The sequence below is a fragment of the Massilia sp. 01N410 genome, from assembly GCF_056399665.1.
Window position 1 is genome coordinate 1 of the sequence record NZ_JBFTRV010000011.1, and the last position, 20402, is coordinate 20402.

A 20402-nucleotide genomic window follows, 5' to 3' on the forward strand; every position below is an offset into this window, starting at 1 on the left:
GCCCCGCGCTGCCGTTCGACTTGCATGTGTAAAGCATGCCGCCAGCGTTCAATCTGAGCCAGGATCAAACTCTTCAGTTTAATCTCTGTTTGCGACACTTTCGTGTCATCCGCATTACTGCGGAGTCGCCCACTCAAAATACTGACCGTTACTCATTGCTGAGCAACGTTATACTTTTTGTGAACATTTGATAATTTAAGCATTCAGCACCCCGAAGGATGCTGGCACTTCATCAAACGCCCACACTTATCGACTGTTGATTGTTAAAGATCGTATTCGGTACTGCCTTGCCGCATCCGACGAATCGTTTTGTTCGTCAGCAGCAGAGAAGCGAGATTATGCAGTGTTTCGCAGTGTTCGTCAACTTCTTTTTGCTTCGTGCCTTTCGGACACACCTCGGTGAAACTGCCGTAAAAACTTGAATCGGCGGTCGTATTCAACGAGGGACCGAATGATAGCAAAGCCCCGGCAGCCCCGCAAGGCCCGCACATGCAGCGCCACACTGCAGACGCGCGCCGGACCGGTACAATGCACGCTTTGCCGTCCCGATTTCCGATCCGCACCGCCATGACCATCCTGCTCTCCACCCTCAACGCCCGCTATGCCCACGCTTCGCTGGGCCTGCGCTACCTGCTGGCCAATATGGGAGAGCTGCAGGAGCAGACTGCGCTGATGGAATTCGTCATCGGCGCCAAGACCACCGAAGTGGTCGAACGCCTGCTGGCCAGGAAGCCGCGCATCGTCGGCTTCGGCGTCTATATATGGAACGTCGAGGAGACGACCAGGGTCGTCGCCATGCTCAAGCGCGTCGCCCCCGAGGTGACGGTCGTGCTGGGCGGTCCCGAGGTCTCCTACGAAACGGACAAGCAGGAGATCGTCCGCCTGGCCGACTACACTGTCACCGGCTGGGGCGATGTCAGCTTCCCCAAGCTGTGCGGCGAGATCCTGCACGGCCCGAAGCCGATCATGAAAGTCCATGCCGGCGTCCAGCCGCCGATGGCCGACATCGCCCTGCCCTACTCTTTATATAGCGACGAGGACATCGCCCACCGCACCATCTACGTGGAAGCCTCGCGCGGCTGCCCTTTCAAGTGCGAGTTTTGTCTCTCGTCTCTGGACAAGACCGCCTGGCCCTTCGGCATCGACGGCTTCCTGGCCGAGATGGAAGGTCTTTACCAACGCGGCGCCCGGCTGTTCAAGTTCGTCGACCGCACCTTCAACCTGAACGTCAAGACCAGCCAGCGCATCATGCAGTTCTTCCTCGACAAGATCGCTGCCGCGCCAAACGATCCGGTCTATGCCCACTTCGAGCTGGTCCCCGACCACCTGCCGGAAGCGCTGAAGACGACCATCGCACAATTCCCGCCGGGCGCCCTGCAGTTCGAGATCGGCATCCAGAGCTTCAATCCCGAGGTGCAGGCGCTGGTGAGCCGGCGCCAGGACAATGCCAAGGCCGCGGACAACATCCGCTGGCTGCACGAACACTCGCACGCCCACCTGCACGTCGACCTGATCGCCGGCCTACCGGGCGAGGGCGTCGACAGCTTCGCGCGCGGCTTCGACCACCTGGTATCGCTCGGCCCGCACGAGATCCAGTTCGGCATCCTGAAGCGCCTGCGCGGCACGCCGATCATCCGCCACACCGAGCCTTACGGGATGGTGTTCGATCCCTACCCGCCCTATACCGTACTGGCCACCGACCGCATCGACTTCCCGACAATGCAGCGCCTGGTGCGCTTTGCCCGCTATTGGGACCTGGTCGCCAACTCCGGCCGCTTCGCGCATACCGTCAAAGCGCTGCTGGGCGAGACGCCCTTTGCGAACTTCATGGCCTTCTCCGACTGGATGTACACCCGGACCGACGCCACCCACCGCATCGCCCTCGACCGCCTGGCGAAGCTGGTGCAGGAATGGCTGCAACTGAAGGGCATGAGCGAGGATGCGGCGAAGGCGCTGCTGGCCAGCGACTACGCCGGCAATGTCGACAAGCCGGCCGGCCAGTCCGCGCACAAGCAAAAAGCAGCCGCCGCCGCGCCCGAACGCCAGGTCCGCCACCTGGCCGCCTGAGGACGCCGGCACAGGCACGTTACCGCCGCGCGTGTGGCACCTCCTGCGATTCTCTTTTACACTGCCGTAATGCAGATTGAAAATGCGCCAACATTAACTATCGAACATCCCAGCCCGGAGCAGAGGCCCGCTGGGACGGAGCAGTCCGTGGTGGCGCGCGGCGTATGGCAGGTCCACGCGCTGGCCAGGCGCGGCGCCATCAAGAGCATCAACAAGACCCTGGCCGGACTGGCCGGCAAACCCTCGCTGGCCTGGGACCTGTCGGAAGTGACGAGCCTCGACCACATCGGCGCCCAGATGTTCTGGAGCGCCTGGGGCAAGAAGCGTCCCAGCCACCTGACGCTCGACCCGAAGCAGGAAGAACTGTTCGCGCGCCTCGAGCAGGCCAGCGGCATCGAGCTGCCGCGGGTGCGCACCAGTCCCTTCAACTGGGTGATCAGGCTGGGTTCGGGCGTGCTGTCCTTCTTCGAGCACATGAAGGCGGTGGTGATCCTGGTCGGCCAGGTGGTGCAGGACGTCGGCCGCTTCATCCGCAATCCAGGCACGGGGCCGTGGAAGGAAATCTCGGCCAACATCTACCATTCCGGCTTCCAGGCCCTGGGCATCACCGCCCTGGTGGGCTTCCTGATCGGGATCGTGCTGTCCTACCTGTCGGCGCAGCAGCTGCGCATGTTCGGCGGCGACATCTACCTGGTCAACATCCTCGGCATGGCGATCATCCGCGAACTCGGGCCGCTGCTGGCGGCGATCCTGGTGGCCGGCCGCTCAGGCTCCTCGATCACGGCCCAGCTGGGCGTGATGCGGGTGACCGAGGAACTCGACGCCATGCTGGTGATGGGCATCTCGCACGGCTACCGCCTGATCATGCCGAAGGTGATCGCACTGGCGATCGCGATGCCGCTGCTGGTGGTCTGGACCGACTCCATGGCCCTGCTGGGCGGCATGCTGGCGGCCAAGGTCGAACTGAGCCTGTCGCTGCGCTACTTCATCCAGAAGCTGCCGTCGGCGGTGCCGATAGTGAACTACATGATCGGCCTCGGTAAGGGCATCGTGTTCGGCATGCTGATCGCCCTGACCGCCTGCCACTTCGGCCTGCGCATCAAGCCGAACACCGAAAGCCTGGGGCGCCTGACCACGACCTCGGTGGTCACCGCGATCACCGTCGTCATCATGGCCAACGCCGTGTTCGCGATCGTCTTTTCCGGCGTGGGGTTCAGCTGATGGACAAGACCCAAACCCAGACCCTGAATCTCAAGCCCGACGAAAAAGTCGGACCGCCGGTGGTCCAGATCCGCAACCTCTGGACCCGCTTCGGCCGTACCGTGGTGCACCAGGACCTGAGCCTCGATATTTACGCGGGCGAGATCCTGTCCATCGTCGGCGGCTCGGGCACCGGCAAGACCGTGCTGCTGCGCCAGATGCTGGGTCTGGAACACCCGTCGAGCGGCACGGTGACGGTGTTCGGCGAGGACGTCAGCAGCGCCAGTCCGGAACAGCTGCAGCGTATGCGCAACCACTGGGGCATGCTGTTCCAGCAGGGCGCCCTGTATTCGGCGCTGACGGTGTTCGACAACATCGCCCTGCCGCTGCGCGAGCTGCGCGCCCTGCCCGAGGACGTGATCCGCGATGCCGTGCTGCTGAAAATGAACATGGTGGGCCTGGGCCCGGGCGACGCCAACAAGATGCCGTCCGACCTGTCGGGCGGGATGATCAAGCGCGCCGCGCTGGCGCGCGCGCTGGCGCTCGAGCCCCAGCTGCTGTTCCTGGACGAGCCCACCGCCGGCCTGGATCCCGACCTCTCGGACACCTTCGTCGAGCTGATCCAGACCCTGCACAACGAGCTGCACCTGACCGTGGTGATGGTCACCCACGACCTCGATACCCTGTTCGCGCTGTCCTCGCGCATCGCGGTGCTGGCCGAGAAGCACGTGCTGGCGGTCGGCCCCGCATGCGACGTGCTGCGCGTGAAGCATCCCTTCATCAAACAATTTTTCCTCGGCCCGCGCGGCCAGCGGGCGCTGGAAGTGCTGGAAGAGCGCTACGCCGGAAAGGAAACGGAAGACTGACATGGAAAACAGATCGTATGCCCTGATGACGGGCTTCTTCACGGTCGCGCTGCTGGTGGCGGCCATCCTGGTCGGCCTGTGGCTGAACCGCGACCGCACCCAGATGCATCCCTACGAGATCGTCACCACCCAGACCATTCCGGGCCTGAACCCGCAGGCCGCGGTGCGCTACCGCGGCCTCGAGGTCGGGCGCGTCGACGACATCGTGTTCGACCCGCGCGTGACCGGCCAGATCCTGATCAGGCTGTCGATCGCCGACGGCGCGCCGGTCACCACCACCACCTTCGCCTCGCTCGGCTACCAAGGTGTGACCGGGATCGCCTTCATCCAGCTCGACGACGACCGCACCGGCTCGCCCCTGCTGCAAAGCGACAAGGGCCATGTGGCGCGCATCCCGCTGCGTCCCGGCCTGCTGGACCAGCTGGAAAAGCGCGGCCTGTCCATCCTCGAGAAGACCGAGCAGATCACGAACAGCCTGAACAGCATCCTGAGCCAGGAGAACGCCGACAAGATCACCGGCGCCGTCGACAACATCAGCAAGGCGGCGCAAGCCTACGGCGAGATCCCGAAACAGCTGCAGCCGACGCTGGCGCGCATGCCGGAACTGACCGCCAAGCTCGATCGCACCATGACTTCGGTGAACGAGCTGTCCACCAGCGCCAACAGCGCGGTGCGCAACTACGACCGCCTGGCCACCAACCTGCAGGCCCCGGGCGGCCCGATCGACCGCGCCGCCGGCGCCATCGCCTCGCTCGAAGGCGTGACCTCCGACCTCGAGATGCGCACCCTGCCGCACCTGGTCGAGATGACCGACGAGGCCCGCATCTCGCTGCGCGCCGTCCGCCGCACGGTGACGAATATCGGCGACCGTCCGCAGAGCATCCTGTTCGGCGCGCCCAGGGCCCAGCCAGGCCCCGGCGAACCCGGCTTCGTCCCACCGACCAAATGACCCATGAGGAAACCGTGACCCTGCTCAGTGCAACCCTACTCAAGCACCGTCTCATCGCCCTGGCCGCCGCCGCGCTGCTGCTCGCCGGCTGCGCCTCGCAGAAGGGCGAGCCGACCACCCAGTTCGACTTCGGCCCGGCCATGCAGTCCGCTTCCCAGGCACAGGCGCAGGCTGCGGCGCCGATCGGCGCGATCGTCGTCACCGACATTACCGGCTCGAGCGCCCTCGAGAACGAGCGCATGTTCTACCGCCTCAGCTATGCCGATGCCCTGCAGGCGCGCAGTTATGCGAACAGCCGCTGGACCGCGAACCCGCTGCAGATGATGACCCAGCGGATGAAGACCCGGATCGCGCAGGCGGGCGCCAAGGTGCTGTCCGAAACCGACGCCTCGAACGGGGTTCCGATCCTGCGTATCGACGTCGACGAATTCATCCACAACTTCAGTGGCGCGGCGCAGAGCGAAGGCCAGGTCGCGCTGCGCGCCTCGGTATTCCAGGGCCACGTGCTGGTCGACCAGCGCAGCTTTGCGCGCACCACCCCCGCAGGCACTGCGGATGCCGCCGGCGGCGCGCGCGCACTGGCTGCCAGCACGGATGCCATCGCGGTCGACATCGTGGCCTGGCTGGGTACGCTGAACCTGAACCTGAATCGCCGATGACCGGGACGCAAGACCAGGGCAGGCCGCGCGCATCGCCGGTTGCACGCGCCGCGCTGCTGGCCTACCTGCTGCTGATCGTCTACGCGAGCTGGTTTCCGTTTTCCGGTTGGCGCAGCAGCGGCCTGTCGCCGTTCACCTTCCTGAACCTGCAGCCGCAGCGCTACTGGACCGGCTTCGACGTCATGGTCAACATCGTCGGCTACATGCCGCTCGGTGTGCTGCTGGTGCTGTCCCTGCATCCGCTGGTGCGCGGCGTGTGGGCGGTGGCGGTGGCGGGCCTGACCGGCATCCTGGTGTCCGGCACCATGGAGACGGTGCAGAACTACCTGCCCAGCCGGGTGCCGTCGAACCTCGACCTGCTGACGAATTCGGCCGGCTGCCTGGCCGGCGCGGTGCTCGGGCTGTTCTTCGCCCCGCTGCTGCTCGACCATGGCCGCCTGCAGCGCCTGCGCCAGCGCTGGTTTGCCGCCTACGCCAGCCAGGGCCTGGTGCTGGTCGCGCTGTGGCCGCTGGCCCAGGTCTATCCCCAGGGTTACCTGTTCGGCAATGGCCAGATCCTGCCGCTGCTGTCGGAATGGCTGTCCGACTGGCTCGATGCCGACATCGACCTGGTGAGCATGATCCGCGGCGGCGCCGGCATGACGGTCGAACAGTACTGGCTGTCGGAGATCGTGATCACGGCCTGCGGCATGAGCGGCGCCGCCCTGACCCTGCTGTGCCTGGCCCGGAGCGGCGCGCCCAGGCTGTGGCTGATGCTGGCGCTGGTCTTCACCGGCATCGTGGTTAAGACCCTGGCCAGTTCGCTGTTCTTCTCGCCGGATAACGCCCTCACCTGGATCACGCCCGGCGCCCAGGGCGGCTTTTTGATCGGCCTGATCATGCTGGCCGGCCTGGCCTTCGCGCCCCCGGTGGCGCAGCGCCGCCTGGCCGTGGTAACCCTGGTGCTGTCGCTGATCGTGGTGAACACGATCCCGGCGAATCCTTATTTCGTCGCCACCCTGCAGGCCTGGCAGCAGGGTAAATTCCTGAACTTTAACGGCGCCGCCCAGTTCCTGGGCATGGCCTGGCCCTTCATCGCCCTGTGGTTCCTGCTGCTGCCTTCGCACCGCCTGAACCGCTCCTGACGGGAGAAGGGCGTATCATAGCGGGCAGCTATAGCCCCATCCGGACCCATTCGAGAACGACATGAGCGACGACAAACCCTTTTACGAACACCACGTCTTCTTCTGCATGAACGTGCGCGAAGGCGAAGGCTGCCGCCCCAGCTGCGGCAAGCACGGCGCCGAAACCGCCCAGAAGCATGCCAAGAAGCGCATCAAGGAACTCGGCCTGAACGGCCAGGGCAAGGTGCGCATCAACCAGTCCGGCTGCCTGGACCGCTGCGAGGAAGGCCCCGTCGTGGTGGTCTACCCGCAGGGCACCTGGTATACCTATGTCGATACCTCGGACATCGACGAGATCATCGACCGCCACCTGATCAAGGGTGAAGTGGTCGAGCGCCTGAAAATCTGATCTGCCTTAGCAAGCAATGAACAAGCATTCGCAAAAGTTTTACCTGACCGGCCACGCCGGCAAGATGGAGTGCCTGCTGGACGAGCCGGAAGGTGCGCCGGGAAGCGCACCCCGCGGCATCGCCCTGGTGGCCCACCCGCACCCGCTGTACGGCGGCACGATGGAGAACAAGGTCGCGCAGACGCTGGCGCGCGCCTTCGTCGGCCTTGGCTACGTGACGGCCCGCTTCAACTTCCGCGGCGTCGGCGAATCCGAAGGCACGTATGACGACGGCCGCGGCGAAGTCGACGACATGCAGGTCATGTACGAGCACATGACGGAACAGTACCCCGGCCTGCCGGTGGCGCTGACCGGCTTCTCCTTCGGCACCTTCGTGCAGGCCCAGCTGCAGCAGCGCCTGGAAGCGCAAGGCCGCCCGGCCGAGCGCCTGGTGCTGGTGGGGACCGCGGCCGGCAAATGGCCGATGCCGCCGGTCCCGGCGGACACCATCCTGATCCACGGCGAACTTGACGATACGATCACATTGCAGCAGGTGTTCGACTGGGCGCGCCCGCTCGACATCCCCGTCACCGTGATTCCGGGCGCCGACCATTTCTTCCACCGCAAGCTCGTTCATATTAAAAATCTTGTCGCGCAATTGTGGCGACGTGACATTTGAAGCGATCACTGGCCTATAATGGTCCGTCTTTGTTTTAGGCAATGCTCTTGAGCATTGCCTATGCATCACCATCCACTGATCACCTCGTTTGCTCCCATGAAAAAGTTAATCGCGGCCCTCGCCGCCAGTGCCCTCCTGATGTCGGCCGCCAATGCGCAGCAAGTGCCGGCCCCACAAATCGCCGCCCGTTCGTGGACCCTGCTGGATGTCACCAGCGGCCAGATCATCGCTTCGCAGGATGCGGACATGCGCATCGAGCCGGCTTCGCTCACCAAGGTCATGACCGCCTACGTCGTCTTCGGCGCCCTGCGTGACAAGAAGATCACGCTGGACCAGAAGGTCAATGTGTCGGTACGCGCCTGGAAGGTCGACGGCAGCAGCTCGAAGATGTTCATCGACCCCGCCACCCCGGTCTCGATCAACGACCTGCTGTACGGCCTGATGGTCCAGTCGGGTAACGACGCGGCGGTGGCGCTGGCCGAAGCCGTGGCCGGCGACGAAGGCACCTTCGCGCACCTGATGAACGAACAGGCCCAGCGCATGGGCATGAAGAACACGAAGTTCGCCAATCCGCACGGCCTGCCCAGCCCGGACAACTACTCGACCGCGCGCGACCTGTCGATCCTGGCCTCGCACGTGATCAAGGACTTCCCCGAGTTCTACAAGATCGACTCGGTCAAGGAATTCACTTATAACAAGATCAAGCAGCAGAACCGCAACCGCCTGCTGTGGCTCGACCCGACCGTGGACGGCATGAAGACCGGCCATACCGAAGCCTCGGGCTTCTCGATGATCGCTTCGGCCCACCGCCCGAACGGTACGGCCGGCGAGCGCCGCCTGATCTCGGTGCTGTCCGGCGCCACCTCCGACGGCAACCGCACCGCCGAAAGCCAGAAGCTGCTGAACTGGGGCTTCCAGAACTTCGACACCGTCAAGCTGTACACCAAGGGCCAGGCGATCGCCACCCCGGAAGTGTGGAAGGGCTCGAAGTCGACCGTGAAGATCGGCTTCCCCAACGACGTGCTGGTGACCGTGCCGAAGGGCGTGGCGCAGAAGATGAAGCCGGTCCTGGAGCGCAAGGATCCGCTGGTCGCCCCGCTGGCCCTGAACGGCCGCGTCGGCACCCTCAAGATGATGGTCGACGGTAAACCGCTGCTGGCGCTGCCGGTGGTGTCGCTGGAAGAGGTGTCGGAAGCCTCGATCTTCGGGCGTGCCTGGGACTCGATGCGTCTGTGGATGAAATAATCCAGGCATGACGCAGGGTGGGCACTCCGTGTCCACGCGTGAGGTTAGCGACATGCTGGCTTCCGCGTGGCACAGGGTGCCCACGCTACGTTTACGGGCCAGCTATAATTTGCCGAACCGCTCAAAGGAATACCCACAATGACCCAAGCCCTCCCCCGCGACCTGCACTGCCCCCGCATCGCCACCCGCGCGAACGGACTCGAACTGTCCCGCATCGTCGCCGGCATGTGGCGCATGGTCGAGTGGAACATGACGGTCGAGCAGCGCATCGCGCTGATCGAACAGTGCATCGCGATGGGCGTGACCTCGTTCGACCATGCCGACATCTACGGCAACTACGGCGTCGAAGGCCTGTTCGGCGAAGCCCTGCGCGCCCAGCCCTCGCTGCGCGACCAGATCCAGCTGGTGAGTAAATGCGGCATCAAGCTGCTGTCCAACAAGCGCCCCGAACACAGGATCCAGCATTACGACACCAGCGCCGTCCACATCGTGGCTTCCGCCGAGGAATCGCTGCGCCAGCTGCATACCGACCGCCTCGACCTGCTGCTGATCCACCGTCCGGATCCGCTGATGGACTTCGACGAGATCGCCGACGCCTTCACGCGCCTGAAGCAGGCCGGCAAGGTGCTGCACGTGGGCGTGTCGAACTTCAGCCGCCACCAGTTCGAGGTGCTGAACCGCCGCGTCGAACTGGCCACCAACCAGGTCGAGTTCTCGCCGCTGCACGTGGCGCCGATGTTCGACGAGACCTTCGACGGCCTGCAGGACCTGGGCGTCAACCCGATGATCTGGTCGCCGCTGGCCGGCGGCCGCCTGTTCACCTCGAACGAGGCGAATGCCGAGAACCTGCGCCTGGTGGTCAAGGAAATCGCCGACCGCCTGCACCAGCCCTTCGCCAGCGTGATCTTCGCCTGGATCATGCAGCTGCCGTCGAATCCGGTTCCGCTGACCGGCAGCGGCCGCATCGAGGCGATTGCGGTGGCGGTGGCCGGTACGAGCTTCAAACTGTCGCGCACCGACTGGTTCGCGATCCTGCGCGCGGCGCGCGGCCACGAAGTCGCATGAAGCACGCCGCCATGGCCGAGCCGCTGAAGATCGTCGAGGGCCGCGCCCTCGGCGCGCAGCAGAAGAAGGATTTATTGAACCGCCTGGCGCGGGTCGAGGGCCAGCTGCGCGGCATCCAGAAGCTGGTGGCGCTGGCCGATGCGCCGTCCGACTGCGATGCCGTGGCCCAGCAGATGGCGGCGGCACGCAAGGCGCTCGACCGCTCTTTCGTGCAGCTGCTCACGGCGAGCATCGTCAACCAGACCGGCAACGCGGCGGATCTGGAGGATGCAAAACGAAGCGCCGCTCATTTGGCGGCGCTGTTCGATAAATTTGCTTGAACCTAGGGTGGGGTAAATCAGTCCAGTGGATTGATTTACGTGCCCACGCGAGCGTCAATCCTCGTAAACCTTTGGCGGCGAAATGCCGCGCCATCCCCCCTGCCACGCGATGTTCAGCAGCAGCGCCGCACTGATATACAGCACGAAGAACAGCGCGAAGAAGCGCGTCTGCAGCAGCACCAGCAACAGCACGCACACGCCCAGCGCGACGAACATCGCCTTCGATTTCGGCTGCTTGGAGCTGGGGAATCGGATCGTCGACACCATCAGCGCGCCGACCGCCACCATCAGCAGCATCACCAGGAAGGCCTGCGCCATGCCGGCCGCCGGTTCCGGCCAGGCCACCACCACCGCGGCCACGCAGGCCGCGCCGGCGGTGATCGGCATGCCGACGAAGTAACGCGGATCGGTCCTGCCCACCATGACATTGAAGCGCGCCAGGCGCAGCGCGCCGCAGGCGACGAACACGAAGCAGGCCAGGCCGCCCATGCGCACCAGGGTCGGATGGGCGGCGCTCATCTGCGCGAAGCCGTAGCAGTACAGCAGCAGGCCGGGGGCGCAGCCGAAGTTCATCACGTCGGCGATCGAGTCGAGCTGCACGCCGAAGTCCGACTGGGTATTGGTGGCGCGCGCCACGAAGCCGTCGAGGGCATCGAAGACGCCGGCCAGCACCAGCAGGATGGCCGCCAGGCGGTAGTCGGACGGGTTGCCCACCGGGGCATTGTCGACCGAGATGACGATGCTGCCGAAGCCGCAGGCGATCGACAGCAGGGTCACGAAACTGGGTAGGGCAAACTTGGCGCGGGCGAGGCGCTGCTGGCGGCTAGGCTTCAAATTATCAGCTCGACAAATGGAAAGAATGGCTTATTTTACATGGACTTACGTGCGAACCGGATTTATCGCGCCGCATCGTCATGAATCCACGAATTAGCCTAGAATGGCAGTTCTTTTTAGCCGGTATCGCCGGAAGTTGGGAGTCTTACATGATGATCAAACCGCATTCTGCGAAGAGCATCGTCGCCGCTTTCATGACCACCCTGGCGCTGGCCGCCTGCGGCGGCGGCGGCTCGGGCAACGGCGGCGCGAACGGCGCAAACGGCTCGTCGGGCGGCACGTCGACCGGGTTTTCGGGACAGGACGCCTCGGCGCCGATCCTGACGAACAACGTGGCGACCGATGGCTTCAACTGGATCAACTACCGGCGCACGCAGGCGGGCGTCGGTGCGCTGGCGCGTAACAACATGCTGGACCGGGCGGCCCAGGCCCACTCGGACTACCAGCGCATCAACAATGCGGTGACCCACACCGAGGAGTCCAACAAGGCCGGCTTCACCGGCGCCACGGTGGAAGACCGCGTGCAGGCCGCCGGCTACAAGCTGGTACGCAGCTACGCCACCGGCGAGATCATCGCCGCCACCACCAACAACACCGGCTTCTACCTGGCCGAGGAACTGGTCACGGCGATCTACCACCGCTTCGTGATGTTCGAACCCCTGTTCAAGGACATGGGCAGCGGCTCGGCCACGGCGTCGAACAACTATATCTATTTCACCACCAACCTCGGGGCCACCGGCGGCTACAGCCCGGGCCTGCCCAGCCATACCATCGTCACCTGGCCCTTCGACGGCCAGACCGGGGTGCAGCGCAACTTCCTGAGCGACTACGAGGAGCCGGACCCGGTCCCCGACGTCAATGAGGTCGGCTACCCGATCAGCGTGCATGCGAACCTGACCGAGACCATCGCCGTGCAGAGCTTCACGGTGCGTCCGCGCGGCGGCGCCAACCTGAGCACCCGCCTGCTGGTGAAGGGCCAGGACGCGAACACCACCATGTCCTCGGTGGCGGCCATCATTCCGCTGTCTCCGCTGACTGCCGGCACGACCTATGACGTCAGCTTCAGCGGCACCTTGAGCGGCACGGCGGTCAGCAAGACCTGGTCGTTCACGACCAAGTAAGCGGCGGACATGACGCTGCCGGATCACTATCCCTCCTCTCCCGCCATCCACCACGTGAACGGCGTCGCCCGCCTGATGGGCGACGCCGCCCTGTTCGGGCGCGTGCTGGCGCGCTTCCGCAAGGAGTACCGGAATATGACGGTCGTCATCCGTGGCGCCATCGAAGCCGGCAACGTGCAGCTGGCGCAACGCCTGGCCCACACGCTCAAGGGCGCAGCCGGGATGATCGAAGCGCTGCCCCTGCAGGCGCAAGCGCAGGCGCTGGAGCAGGCGCTGCGCCAGGGCGCCGATCCCGCCCTGCCCCTGGCGCGGCTGGAGCGCGCGCTCGATGAGGTGATGCGCGAACTGGATGCGCTGGAAGGCGCCCCGTCCGGGCCGGCCGCGCTGCAGGACGCGCTGCCGGGAGAGAAAAGCGGCGAGGCCGCGGCGACGTTGCGCGCCCTGCTCGAAGACGGCAACGGCGACGCGATCGACCTGGTGCGGGAGGCCGCGGCAAGCTTGACGAGGGAATTAGGAGAGGATCGCTACCGCCGGGTCGCGGCAGCGATCGAGGTGTTCGACTTCGAAGGCGCGCTGGCCAGGCTCAGCGCGTGAATTCGGCTTCTTCGTCGAAGGAGTCGGAACAGGATTTTCCGCAGAAGCGGCGCACGCTGTCCAAAGGTTTTTCGCAGTACCAGCACGAGCCTTTCGGCGGCAGGCTGAGACGCGCCGGCACCGGCGCTGCGCCGGTGTCGATCGATGCGGCGACGAGCGGCTCGACGGCCAGGCTCTTCTCCGGAAAACCTTCCTGTATCGTTCCCAAGGTCACCCCCTTACCGGCAGCAATTCAGTATCGCAAAGATTACTTTAGTGGAACACCGTGTGCATGAGAAAGCGCAAGCGCGGCTTGTCCATTGCATGCTGATGCGCACCCGAAGCCGTTCCAGTGTGCGCCGATTGCGCTACCTCCGCAATGGCGTGCTGACGACAGTCTTGATGTCGCAACAGTTACGGCACTCCCCGATTCATCGAAGCGAACGATGCCGGACTTCTAGCTGCGAGAAATAATAGCAGTATTGGCAACAGGCGCACGGAGCCTTTCAATCGTGCGCGGCCCGCGTCTCGGATTTGCGACGGGGTAAGTCAGCGCACCGGTTCGACGGTCACGACCAGCGCGCCGGGGATGGTATCGAGGCGGGTCGGCACGAACTGGACGCCGGCATAGCGCAGGTCTTCCGTGCGGAAGCTGTAGATGGCGACGTCACGCACCAGCTGGTTCATGAGCACATCGGCGGCGCGTCCGAGATCGTTGGCGCGGACGCTGTCCATGCCCTGGACGTCGAAGCGGTCGACGTGGGCGTCGGCCATGAACACGCCGCTGCGCGCGGCATCCACGTAGAGGTGGCCGGACAGGGTCATGATGCCGGCCCAGGACTGGCGCAGGAAAGGCGGCGATACCGACAGGTCCAGGGTCAGCGCCACACGGTCGCTGTCGGGCAGGATGTCCAGCCGCGGATGGGTGAGCTGGACGTCGAATAGTTGGAGCAGGCGGTTACGCAGCGGGAAGCGCCGCTCCAGGCCGGCCTGCAGCTTCGCCTGCGGGATCTCGACGCGGCGCGGTCCGGCGAGGCCGGCGCAGGAAGCCAGCATCCCGCCTGCCGCCAGTGCCGCCACCGTCAAACCGAAACGCCGCCGCGTGATCCCCTTTTCCATGCCCGCCTCGCCCTTCAACTGTTCAGATGGGCGAAGCGTAGCATATTCGGCTTACAGCCCCATTCCGCCCGACGCTTCGATGCGCTGGCCGGTGATCCAGGCGCTGCCCCCGGCCAGCAGGCTGGCGGCGGCGCCGCCGATATCGTCGGCCAGGCCGGCGCGGCCCAGCGCCGTCTGCGAAGCCACCCAGGCGTTCATGTTCGCATCGTCGCGCACCCGGCCGCCGCCGAAATCGGTGGCGATGGCGCCCGGCGCCAGCGTGTTCACCGAGATGCCGCGTCCGGCCAGCTCGCGCGCCAGGTAGCGGGTCAGGACCTCGACGCCGCCCTTGGCCGCGGCATAGGCGCCGGCGCCGGCCAAGGTGAAGCGGGTCAGGCCGCTGGAGATGTTCAGGATGCGGCCGCCGTCGTTCAGGCGCGGCGCCAGGGCCTGGGTCAGGAACACGGCCGATTTCAGGTGGACCGCGATCATGCCGTCGAACTGCGCCTCCGTCAGTTCCATCAGCGGCACGTGCAGGCCGCTGCCGGCATTGTTGATGAGGATGTCGAAGCGCTCGCGGCCCCAGCCGGCCAGCACCGCGTCCACCTGGCCGGCGAAGCCCGGGAAGGCGCCGCTGTCCGCCACGTCCAGCTTCAGGGCGGCCGCCTTGCGGCCCAGCGCCTCGATCGCCGCCACGGCGTCCTGCGCGGCCGCTTCGTTCTGCTGGTAGGTCAGGATGATGTCGACGCCGTCGCGCGCCAGGTGCAGGGCCATGCTGCGGCCGAGGCCACGGCTGCCGCCGGTGATGATGGCGATACGGGAGGTGTTCTGGATAGTCATGTCGGGCTCCTTTGCTTCGTTTCGTGGTTTCGTGAGAGGAGTCCAGTGTATTCTTCGTCCACACTGTAATAAACGAACGAAATCCGAATTGACTTTGCAGGATTTACGAAGAATCATGGCTGCATGAACGAACTCGATACGATCCAGGTCTTCCTGAAGGTGGCGGAACTCGAGAGCTTCAGCGGCGCCGCCCGCCAGCTCGGCCTGCCGAATGCGACGGTGTCCGCGGCCGTGCGCCAGCTCGAGCAGCAGCTGGGCACGCGCCTGCTGCAGCGGACCACGCGCCGGGTCCAGATGACGCAGGAGGGCGAAGCCTTCCACGCGCGCAGCCGCGAAGTGCTGAACGAAGTCGAGGCGCTGCGCGGCATGTTCCGCGGCGGCGCCGACGTGCTCACCGGCCGCCTGCGGGTCGACATGTCGGTGATGATGGCCACCAAGCTGGTGCTGCCGCGCATGAAAGAATTCATGGCCCGGCATCCGCAGCTGACGATCGACCTCGGCACCGCCGACCGCCGCGTCGACCTGATCCGCGAAGGCTACGATTGCGTGCTGCGCGCCGGCACCCTGCTCGATTCCAGCCTGGTGGCGCGCCCGCTGGGCAGCTACCGGCAGGTCAACTGCGCCAGCCCGGCCTACCTGGAACGGTACGGCCCCCCGCAGCGTCTCGAAGACCTGGCCCGGCATCGCCTGATCCACTACGACGCCCAGCTGGGCGGCAGCGCCCCGGCCTGGGAATGGTTCGACGGCGAGCGTACGCATTACGCGCCGGTGGGCAGCGCGCTGACGGTGAACGGCACCGCCTCCTACGAAGCCGCCTGCGTGGCCGGGCTCGGGATCATCCAGGTGCCGCAGGCCGGCCTGCGCGAGCAATTCAGCGCCGGCCGGCTGGTCGAGGTGCTGCCGGACTACCGGCCGGCACCGATGCCGCTGGCTTTCGTGTATCCGACCCGGCGCCACGTGCCGGCGCGGGCGGTGGCCTTCATGGACTGGGTGGCGGAGCTGATGGCGCCCTATCTGGATTCGGGCGAGTAGTAATAAGGCGTCTTCCGCGCCCACTCCGTGCCCGGATAGCGCTTTTGCAGCAGGTTGAAGGCCTTGCGCGACAGCTGCGATGCGCCCGGGTCGAGGCAGCCGCCGCGCGTGGACATCACCACGACGTGCAGCAGCCAGGGCAGCTCCGGATCCTTCGGGTGGCTGTCCAGCCAGGCCAGCACATCGTCGCCGACAGTGCCGGTGGCGGTTTTCATCGGCGCCAGGCGGGCCAGCTCGTCGCGCACGGCATCGGCATTGCCGGTGGCCGGCATGACGGGCAGGCGCCAGGCGAAGCGGTCCTCGCCGATTTGCGCAAAGTCGGTCCCGCGGAAGTAGCACCAGTTGGAGGCAGTGACCTCGTCCTCGTTCATGCGCGCAACCGGCTGGGGCGCCATGTCCAGCTGCGCGGACAGGCCGAAGCGCAGGGCCGCCACCAGCGCAATATGGCGCCGTTCAGCGCTCGACCCTGCGCGGCTGTAACGCTGTGCCGGCGCCTCCAGTTCGGGTACCAGCTGCGCGAGCACGGCAGCGGCAGCGGCACCCTGCTCCGGCTTGTCGAGCAGGGAAGCGCGGATCCATGCGGCGCCGGCGGCGCGGGCGCGCAGCGGCTTGGGCAAGCTGTCGACACGCGCCAGCTCGACCATGCCCGCCACCGGCAGGCCGACCTTGAACCACAGCAGGCCGTCGTCGTTGATCATGTCCTCCTTCTGCGCGGGATTGCCCTTGCGGTAATCGACGTTGGTGCGCAACAGCCAGGCAGCGGCGTCCGGCACCGAAGTGGCGACGGCAAAGCGCTCCTCACGGAACAGGTTGCGCGTGCCCGGCGACAGCGTGCGCCGCAGGGCCGCCTCGCTCACGGCGCGCGCTTCCTGCTGCCGGCCCGCCAGGCGGTACAGGCGTGCCAGGTGGTAGCGCAGGGTCAGCCCGGACGGATCATCGACGCCGACCGCCAGCGCCGCACGCTCCATCTCCGGCGGCATGTTTGATGCCAGCATCATCGCCGCTACCAGCCAGGTATTCGCCCTGGTCTGCTGCCAGCGCTGCAGCGCATGCGTGGCCTGGGTGGCGCAGGAAGGCTCCTTGCGCTGCCGGTCGCAGCCTTGCAGGGTCTCGATCCAGTCGATGAAGTCGTACTGCTTGCCCGCCTGCGGCCTGGCGCCATCCATCAGGATCGTCCAGTCGCCCAGCCGGTCCAGCGCGAACGGGTCGGCTGCCGGATCGTCCAGGTAGCGGTTCAGCTCTTCCAGGCGGATCTCGGGCGTGAGATTCACACGCATCGAACGCAGCAGCGCCCGGGTGGGTTCATGCATGGGTGCGAGCGAGGCGTCGGCCAGGATGACTGCACCGCGCTGCTCGAGCGCGCGCGCCTCCCTGTCGCGCGGGGCCAGTTCGTGTTCCTTGACGGCCAGCGCGCGCCGGATGTCCGAGCGCAGCGCCAGGTATTGGCCCAGGCCCTGCATCGGATGGCCGCGCGTGGCGCCGATGCGCTCGAACTGCACCGTGCTCTCCGCATAACGCTGCAGGTAGAAGTTCCAGGCGGCGCGCTGGTAGTCGCGCAGCTGGCGCCAGAATGCCGGCTCGGATTCCGGCAGCGGCGCCGGCAGCACCAGCTGCGGCGGCTTCTGGTTGCCATAACGGTAGCGCGCATCCTCCGCTTCGGCACAGGCTTCGGCAACCTGGTACTGGGCACGCACCCAGGCGGCGCGCCTTTCCTTGTTCGCGTCCGGGCGTGCCGCCAGCATGCGCCAGGTCAGTCTGGCCTGCTCGTTCGCGGCCGCCGGGCAGGCGTCGTATTTGTAGAGCGCCCGATCGTTTTCAGCGACCTGCAGGATCTCCGCGAGAATGGCCAGGGGTCCCTGCAGCGGCGACTTTCTCGCGTCTTCCACTTCGGTCGCGGTGGCATCGGCCCAGCCGTGATCGAAGGCCGAACCGTCGGCGCGCGCCAGGCCGCCAGCGGTGCCCGGCGCTGCGGCCACCTTCGGCCCGAGCGAGATCGCGCGCCACGCCGTGTACAGGTAGACGCGGCGCATGCCCGGCTGCAGGACGCCGAGCTCCCCTGCCTGGAAACGCTCGAGCGGAATGTCCGGCGCGCGGTAGGCCTTGAACATGCTGTAGCTGGGACCGTAGTCGCCGCTGGCGCCGGCATCCACGGTCACCGATAATGCGGCGGCAAGCATGGCGGCGATCATGGCAGCCCTCGGAAAACGCTTCATTCGGAATCTCTCCATCCTTTTTCATCGAACCAGTAAGTGCGCCTGTAGCGCGCCGCCACCGCGGGCGCGAACGGCTCCTGCCGCGAAAAGCCGGCACTGCCCGTGCGGCAAAGCGGATGCAGCAGCTGCGGCCGGGACCCTACGATATCGCGCAGCGCCGCATTGTCGCGGCCCATTCGGAAGAACATCGGCACCACCTCGTCGGCCTTGAGCCCGTCCAGCCAGGACGGCGAGCGGCACCACCAGCCGAGCGCCGTGACGCTCAGGCGTACGCCATGCGGCAGGGAGTCGTGGATGCTGTTCACCAGGGCGCGATAGTCGGCGCGCTGCGAAGGACGGGCCTCGAGGTCCAGCTGGACCCAGCCAGAGGTGGTCGCGCGCGCCGCCTTGCGCATGGCCTCGATCACAACGGCGCGCGCCGGCTGCAGGCTGGCGGGCGGCCGCAGCGCATCGATCTCAACGTGCACCACCGGGACGACCCTGGTGTCCTCCGTCAGCCGCCGTGGCCGGGCGCCGGGACGCACCAGCACCTTGTCGCCGGCCAGCCAGATGTGGCGGTCGACCACGGCGACGGTCGGCCGCGACCAGGCCGGCACCGGCGCGTCGCGCCACAGCCAGGCGACGGCATCCGCGCCGGGTGCGGGCGGCAGGTCGGCGGACAGGGGCGGCATCGAATTACTTGCCGATGCAGAAGCGGCTGAAAATCACCCCCAGCAGATCATCCGGCGTGAACTGCCCGGTAATGCTGGACAGCTGATCCTGCGCCAGCCTCAGCTCCTCGGCAAACAGGTCGAGCGACTGGTCGTCCAGCGCCGCGTGCGCCGCCGCCACATCGAGGTGCTCGCGCGCCGCGCGAAGGGCGATCAGGTGACGTTCGCGCGCCAGGTAGAGCGATTCGCCGGTCTGCTGCCAGCCGGCGATGCGCAGCAGTTCCGCGCGCAGCAGCTCGATGCCGATCTTCTCGTGGGCCGACAGGTAGATGTGGGTCGCGTCCGCGCCCGCGTCCACCGAGGGTTTGTGGCCCGACAGGTCGATCTTGTTCCAGATGCGGATGACCGGCACGCCTTCCGGGAAGGCGGCGACGATCTCCTCGTCGGCTTTGGCCGGACCCAGGTTCGCGTCCAGCAGGTGCAGGATCACGTCGGCCTTGCCGACTTCTCCCCAGGTGCGCTCGATGCCGATGCGCTCGACCACGTCGATGCCCTCGTCCAGCGCGCGGATGCCGGCCGTGTCGATGATGTTCAGCGGGATGCCCTCGACCTGGATGGTCTCGCTGACCTTGTCGCGCGTGGTACCGGCGATCGGGGTGACGATGGCGACGTCGGCGCCGGCCAGCGCGTTCAGCAGCGAGGATTTACCCACATTCGGCTGGCCGACCAGCACCACGTTCAGGCCTTCGCGCAGCAGCGCACCTTGCGCGGCCTGGCGGAACACGTGTTCCAGCGCGTCGATGATGCCAGCCAGCTGGCCGCGCGCATTGGATTTCTCGAGGAAGTCGATCTCCTCCTCCGGGAAGTCGAGCGTGGCCTCGACCAGCATGCGCAAGTTGATGGTCTTGTCGACCAGCTCGTGCACGACTTTCGAGAAGGCGCCGGACAGCGATTGCGAGGCCGACTTGGCGGCGGCTTCCGTCGAGGCGTCGATCAGGTCGGCCACGGCCTCGGCCTGGGCCAGGTCGAGCTTGTCGTTCAGGAAGGCGCGGCGCGTGAATTCGCCCGGTTCGGCCAGGCGCAGGCCGACGTCCGCGCCGGCTTCCAGCACGCGCGCCAGCAGCATGCGCAGCACCACCGGACCGCCGTGGCCCTGCAGTTCCAGCACGTCCTCGCCCGTATAGGAGTGAGGGCCCTTGAAGTACAGGGCCAGGCCTTCGTCGATGACGCTACCCGCGGCGTCCTTGAACGGGATGTAGGTGGCGTGGCGTGGCGCCAGCGTCAAGCCGGGGAACAGGGCGTCGATCAGCGGCGCCAGCGACTTGCCGGAGGCGCGCACGACGCCGATGCCGCCGCGGCCGGGGGCGGTGGCGATGGCGGCTATTGGGGAGGTGTCGAGTTTCATAGAGGAGGATTGTACCTACCATCGTCATTCCCGCGCAGGCGGGGACGACGGTGGCGAAAAAAAAGCCCGTGCGAACACGGGCTTTCCGATCAAAG

The 20402-nt window shown here is 66.2% G+C and carries 22 protein-coding genes and 1 rRNA gene; 14 read left to right on the top strand and 9 right to left on the bottom strand.

Annotated features, from left to right (window positions below; genetic code table 11):
• Together AC1DOP_RS15680 and AC1DOP_RS15685 are read right to left on the bottom strand one after the other, a co-directional pair.
• Positions 1 to 80, bottom strand: a 16S ribosomal RNA gene (locus AC1DOP_RS15680); the annotation flags it as partial.
• Between the two features lie 183 nt (positions 81 to 263).
• Positions 264 to 569: a hypothetical protein gene (locus AC1DOP_RS15685; RefSeq protein WP_442121285.1), complete on the bottom strand. Its 306-nt coding sequence runs from the start codon at positions 567 to 569 to the stop codon at positions 264 to 266.
• On the opposite strand from AC1DOP_RS15685, the gene AC1DOP_RS15690 reads away from it, so the two are divergent.
• The 11 genes from AC1DOP_RS15690 (at position 568) to AC1DOP_RS15740 (ending at position 10541) form a co-directional block, all read left to right on the top strand.
• A complete protein-coding gene (locus AC1DOP_RS15690; RefSeq protein ID WP_442121284.1) occupies positions 568 to 2067 on the top strand; it encodes a B12-binding domain-containing radical SAM protein in 1500 nt (499 codons plus the stop codon). The two genes, AC1DOP_RS15685 and AC1DOP_RS15690, sit on opposite strands and share 2 nt — an antisense overlap.
• Before the next feature lie 69 nt (positions 2068 to 2136).
• On the top strand, positions 2137 to 3288 hold the full coding sequence (locus AC1DOP_RS15695; RefSeq protein WP_477252128.1) for an MlaE family ABC transporter permease: 1152 nt from the start codon (positions 2137 to 2139) through the stop codon (positions 3286 to 3288).
• Entirely contained in the window at positions 3288 to 4133 is an 846-nt protein-coding gene (locus AC1DOP_RS15700; protein ID WP_442121282.1) for an ABC transporter ATP-binding protein, read from the top strand. The genes AC1DOP_RS15695 and AC1DOP_RS15700 overlap by 1 nt, the downstream gene beginning before the upstream one ends.
• A gap of 1 nt (position 4134) precedes the next feature.
• Positions 4135 to 5082 carry an MlaD family protein gene (locus AC1DOP_RS15705; RefSeq protein WP_442121281.1) on the top strand — a complete coding sequence of 316 codons (948 nt, stop codon included), beginning with the start codon at positions 4135 to 4137 and terminating at the stop codon, positions 5080 to 5082.
• A gap of 14 nt (positions 5083 to 5096) precedes the next feature.
• Positions 5097 to 5741 (top strand): ABC-type transport auxiliary lipoprotein family protein, encoded by a 645-nt coding sequence (locus tag AC1DOP_RS15710; protein ID WP_477252131.1) that lies wholly within the window; start codon positions 5097 to 5099, stop codon positions 5739 to 5741.
• Positions 5738 to 6865: a VanZ family protein gene (locus AC1DOP_RS15715; RefSeq protein ID WP_442121279.1), complete on the top strand. Its 1128-nt coding sequence runs from the start codon at positions 5738 to 5740 to the stop codon at positions 6863 to 6865. Before AC1DOP_RS15710 ends, AC1DOP_RS15715 begins: the two co-directional genes overlap by 4 nt.
• Before the next feature lie 61 nt (positions 6866 to 6926).
• A complete protein-coding gene (locus AC1DOP_RS15720; protein WP_435572599.1) occupies positions 6927 to 7253 on the top strand; it encodes a (2Fe-2S) ferredoxin domain-containing protein in 327 nt (108 codons plus the stop codon).
• Between the two features lie 16 nt (positions 7254 to 7269).
• Positions 7270 to 7911, top strand: coding sequence for an alpha/beta hydrolase (locus AC1DOP_RS15725; protein ID WP_442121278.1), 642 nt, complete (start codon positions 7270 to 7272; stop codon positions 7909 to 7911).
• A 96-nt stretch (positions 7912 to 8007) separates the two neighbouring features.
• On the top strand, positions 8008 to 9156 hold the full coding sequence (locus AC1DOP_RS15730; RefSeq protein ID WP_442121277.1) for a D-alanyl-D-alanine carboxypeptidase family protein: 1149 nt from the start codon (positions 8008 to 8010) through the stop codon (positions 9154 to 9156).
• 138 nt (positions 9157 to 9294) lie between these two features.
• On the top strand, positions 9295 to 10221 hold the full coding sequence (locus AC1DOP_RS15735; RefSeq protein WP_477252135.1) for an aldo/keto reductase: 927 nt from the start codon (positions 9295 to 9297) through the stop codon (positions 10219 to 10221).
• Entirely contained in the window at positions 10218 to 10541 is a 324-nt protein-coding gene (locus AC1DOP_RS15740) for a metal-sensitive transcriptional regulator (protein WP_442121275.1), read from the top strand. The genes AC1DOP_RS15735 and AC1DOP_RS15740 overlap by 4 nt, the downstream gene beginning before the upstream one ends.
• Positions 10542 to 10595: 54 nt before the next feature.
• Here the strand turns inward: AC1DOP_RS15740 and pssA are convergent, their stop codons facing one another.
• Entirely contained in the window at positions 10596 to 11375 is a 780-nt protein-coding gene (gene pssA, locus AC1DOP_RS15745) for a CDP-diacylglycerol--serine O-phosphatidyltransferase (RefSeq protein ID WP_442121274.1), read from the bottom strand.
• Positions 11376 to 11524: 149 nt separating this feature from the next.
• Here pssA and AC1DOP_RS15750 point away from each other — a divergent pair, with 149 nt between their 5' ends.
• Both AC1DOP_RS15750 and AC1DOP_RS15755 read left to right on the top strand, forming a co-directional pair.
• The gene (locus AC1DOP_RS15750) at positions 11525 to 12496 is read left to right on the top strand and encodes a CAP domain-containing protein (protein ID WP_442121273.1); all 972 of its coding nucleotides are present in this window, start codon (positions 11525 to 11527) and stop codon (positions 12494 to 12496) included.
• A gap of 9 nt (positions 12497 to 12505) precedes the next feature.
• Positions 12506 to 13090: an Hpt domain-containing protein gene (locus tag AC1DOP_RS15755; protein ID WP_477252138.1), complete on the top strand. Its 585-nt coding sequence runs from the start codon at positions 12506 to 12508 to the stop codon at positions 13088 to 13090.
• On the opposite strand, the gene AC1DOP_RS15760 is transcribed toward AC1DOP_RS15755, so the two are convergent.
• From AC1DOP_RS15760 to AC1DOP_RS15770, 3 genes are all read right to left on the bottom strand, one after another.
• Positions 13080 to 13298: a hypothetical protein gene (locus AC1DOP_RS15760; protein ID WP_442121271.1), complete on the bottom strand. Its 219-nt coding sequence runs from the start codon at positions 13296 to 13298 to the stop codon at positions 13080 to 13082. The genes AC1DOP_RS15755 and AC1DOP_RS15760 overlap by 11 nt on opposite strands.
• Before the next feature lie 320 nt (positions 13299 to 13618).
• On the bottom strand, positions 13619 to 14188 hold the full coding sequence (locus tag AC1DOP_RS15765) for a DUF1439 domain-containing protein (protein WP_442121270.1): 570 nt from the start codon (positions 14186 to 14188) through the stop codon (positions 13619 to 13621).
• 51 nt (positions 14189 to 14239) lie between these two features.
• Positions 14240 to 15007 (bottom strand): SDR family NAD(P)-dependent oxidoreductase, encoded by a 768-nt coding sequence (locus AC1DOP_RS15770; RefSeq protein ID WP_442121269.1) that lies wholly within the window; start codon positions 15005 to 15007, stop codon positions 14240 to 14242.
• A gap of 123 nt (positions 15008 to 15130) precedes the next feature.
• On the opposite strand from AC1DOP_RS15770, the gene AC1DOP_RS15775 reads away from it, so the two are divergent.
• Positions 15131 to 16039 carry a LysR family transcriptional regulator gene (locus tag AC1DOP_RS15775; RefSeq protein ID WP_477252141.1) on the top strand — a complete coding sequence of 303 codons (909 nt, stop codon included), beginning with the start codon at positions 15131 to 15133 and terminating at the stop codon, positions 16037 to 16039.
• Here AC1DOP_RS15775 and AC1DOP_RS15780 read toward each other — a convergent pair.
• The 3 genes from AC1DOP_RS15780 to mnmE are packed head-to-tail and all read right to left on the bottom strand — an operon-like array spanning position 16018 to position 20307.
• Positions 16018 to 18252 (bottom strand): hypothetical protein, encoded by a 2235-nt coding sequence (locus tag AC1DOP_RS15780; RefSeq protein WP_477252143.1) that lies wholly within the window; start codon positions 18250 to 18252, stop codon positions 16018 to 16020. The genes AC1DOP_RS15775 and AC1DOP_RS15780 overlap by 22 nt on opposite strands.
• Positions 18249 to 18923 carry a hypothetical protein gene (locus tag AC1DOP_RS15785; protein WP_442121266.1) on the bottom strand — a complete coding sequence of 225 codons (675 nt, stop codon included), beginning with the start codon at positions 18921 to 18923 and terminating at the stop codon, positions 18249 to 18251. The genes AC1DOP_RS15780 and AC1DOP_RS15785 overlap by 4 nt, the downstream gene beginning before the upstream one ends.
• A 4-nt stretch (positions 18924 to 18927) precedes the next feature.
• Positions 18928 to 20307 (bottom strand): tRNA uridine-5-carboxymethylaminomethyl(34) synthesis GTPase MnmE, encoded by a 1380-nt coding sequence (gene mnmE / locus AC1DOP_RS15790; protein WP_442121265.1) that lies wholly within the window; start codon positions 20305 to 20307, stop codon positions 18928 to 18930.
• Positions 20308 to 20402 lie beyond the last annotated feature (95 nt).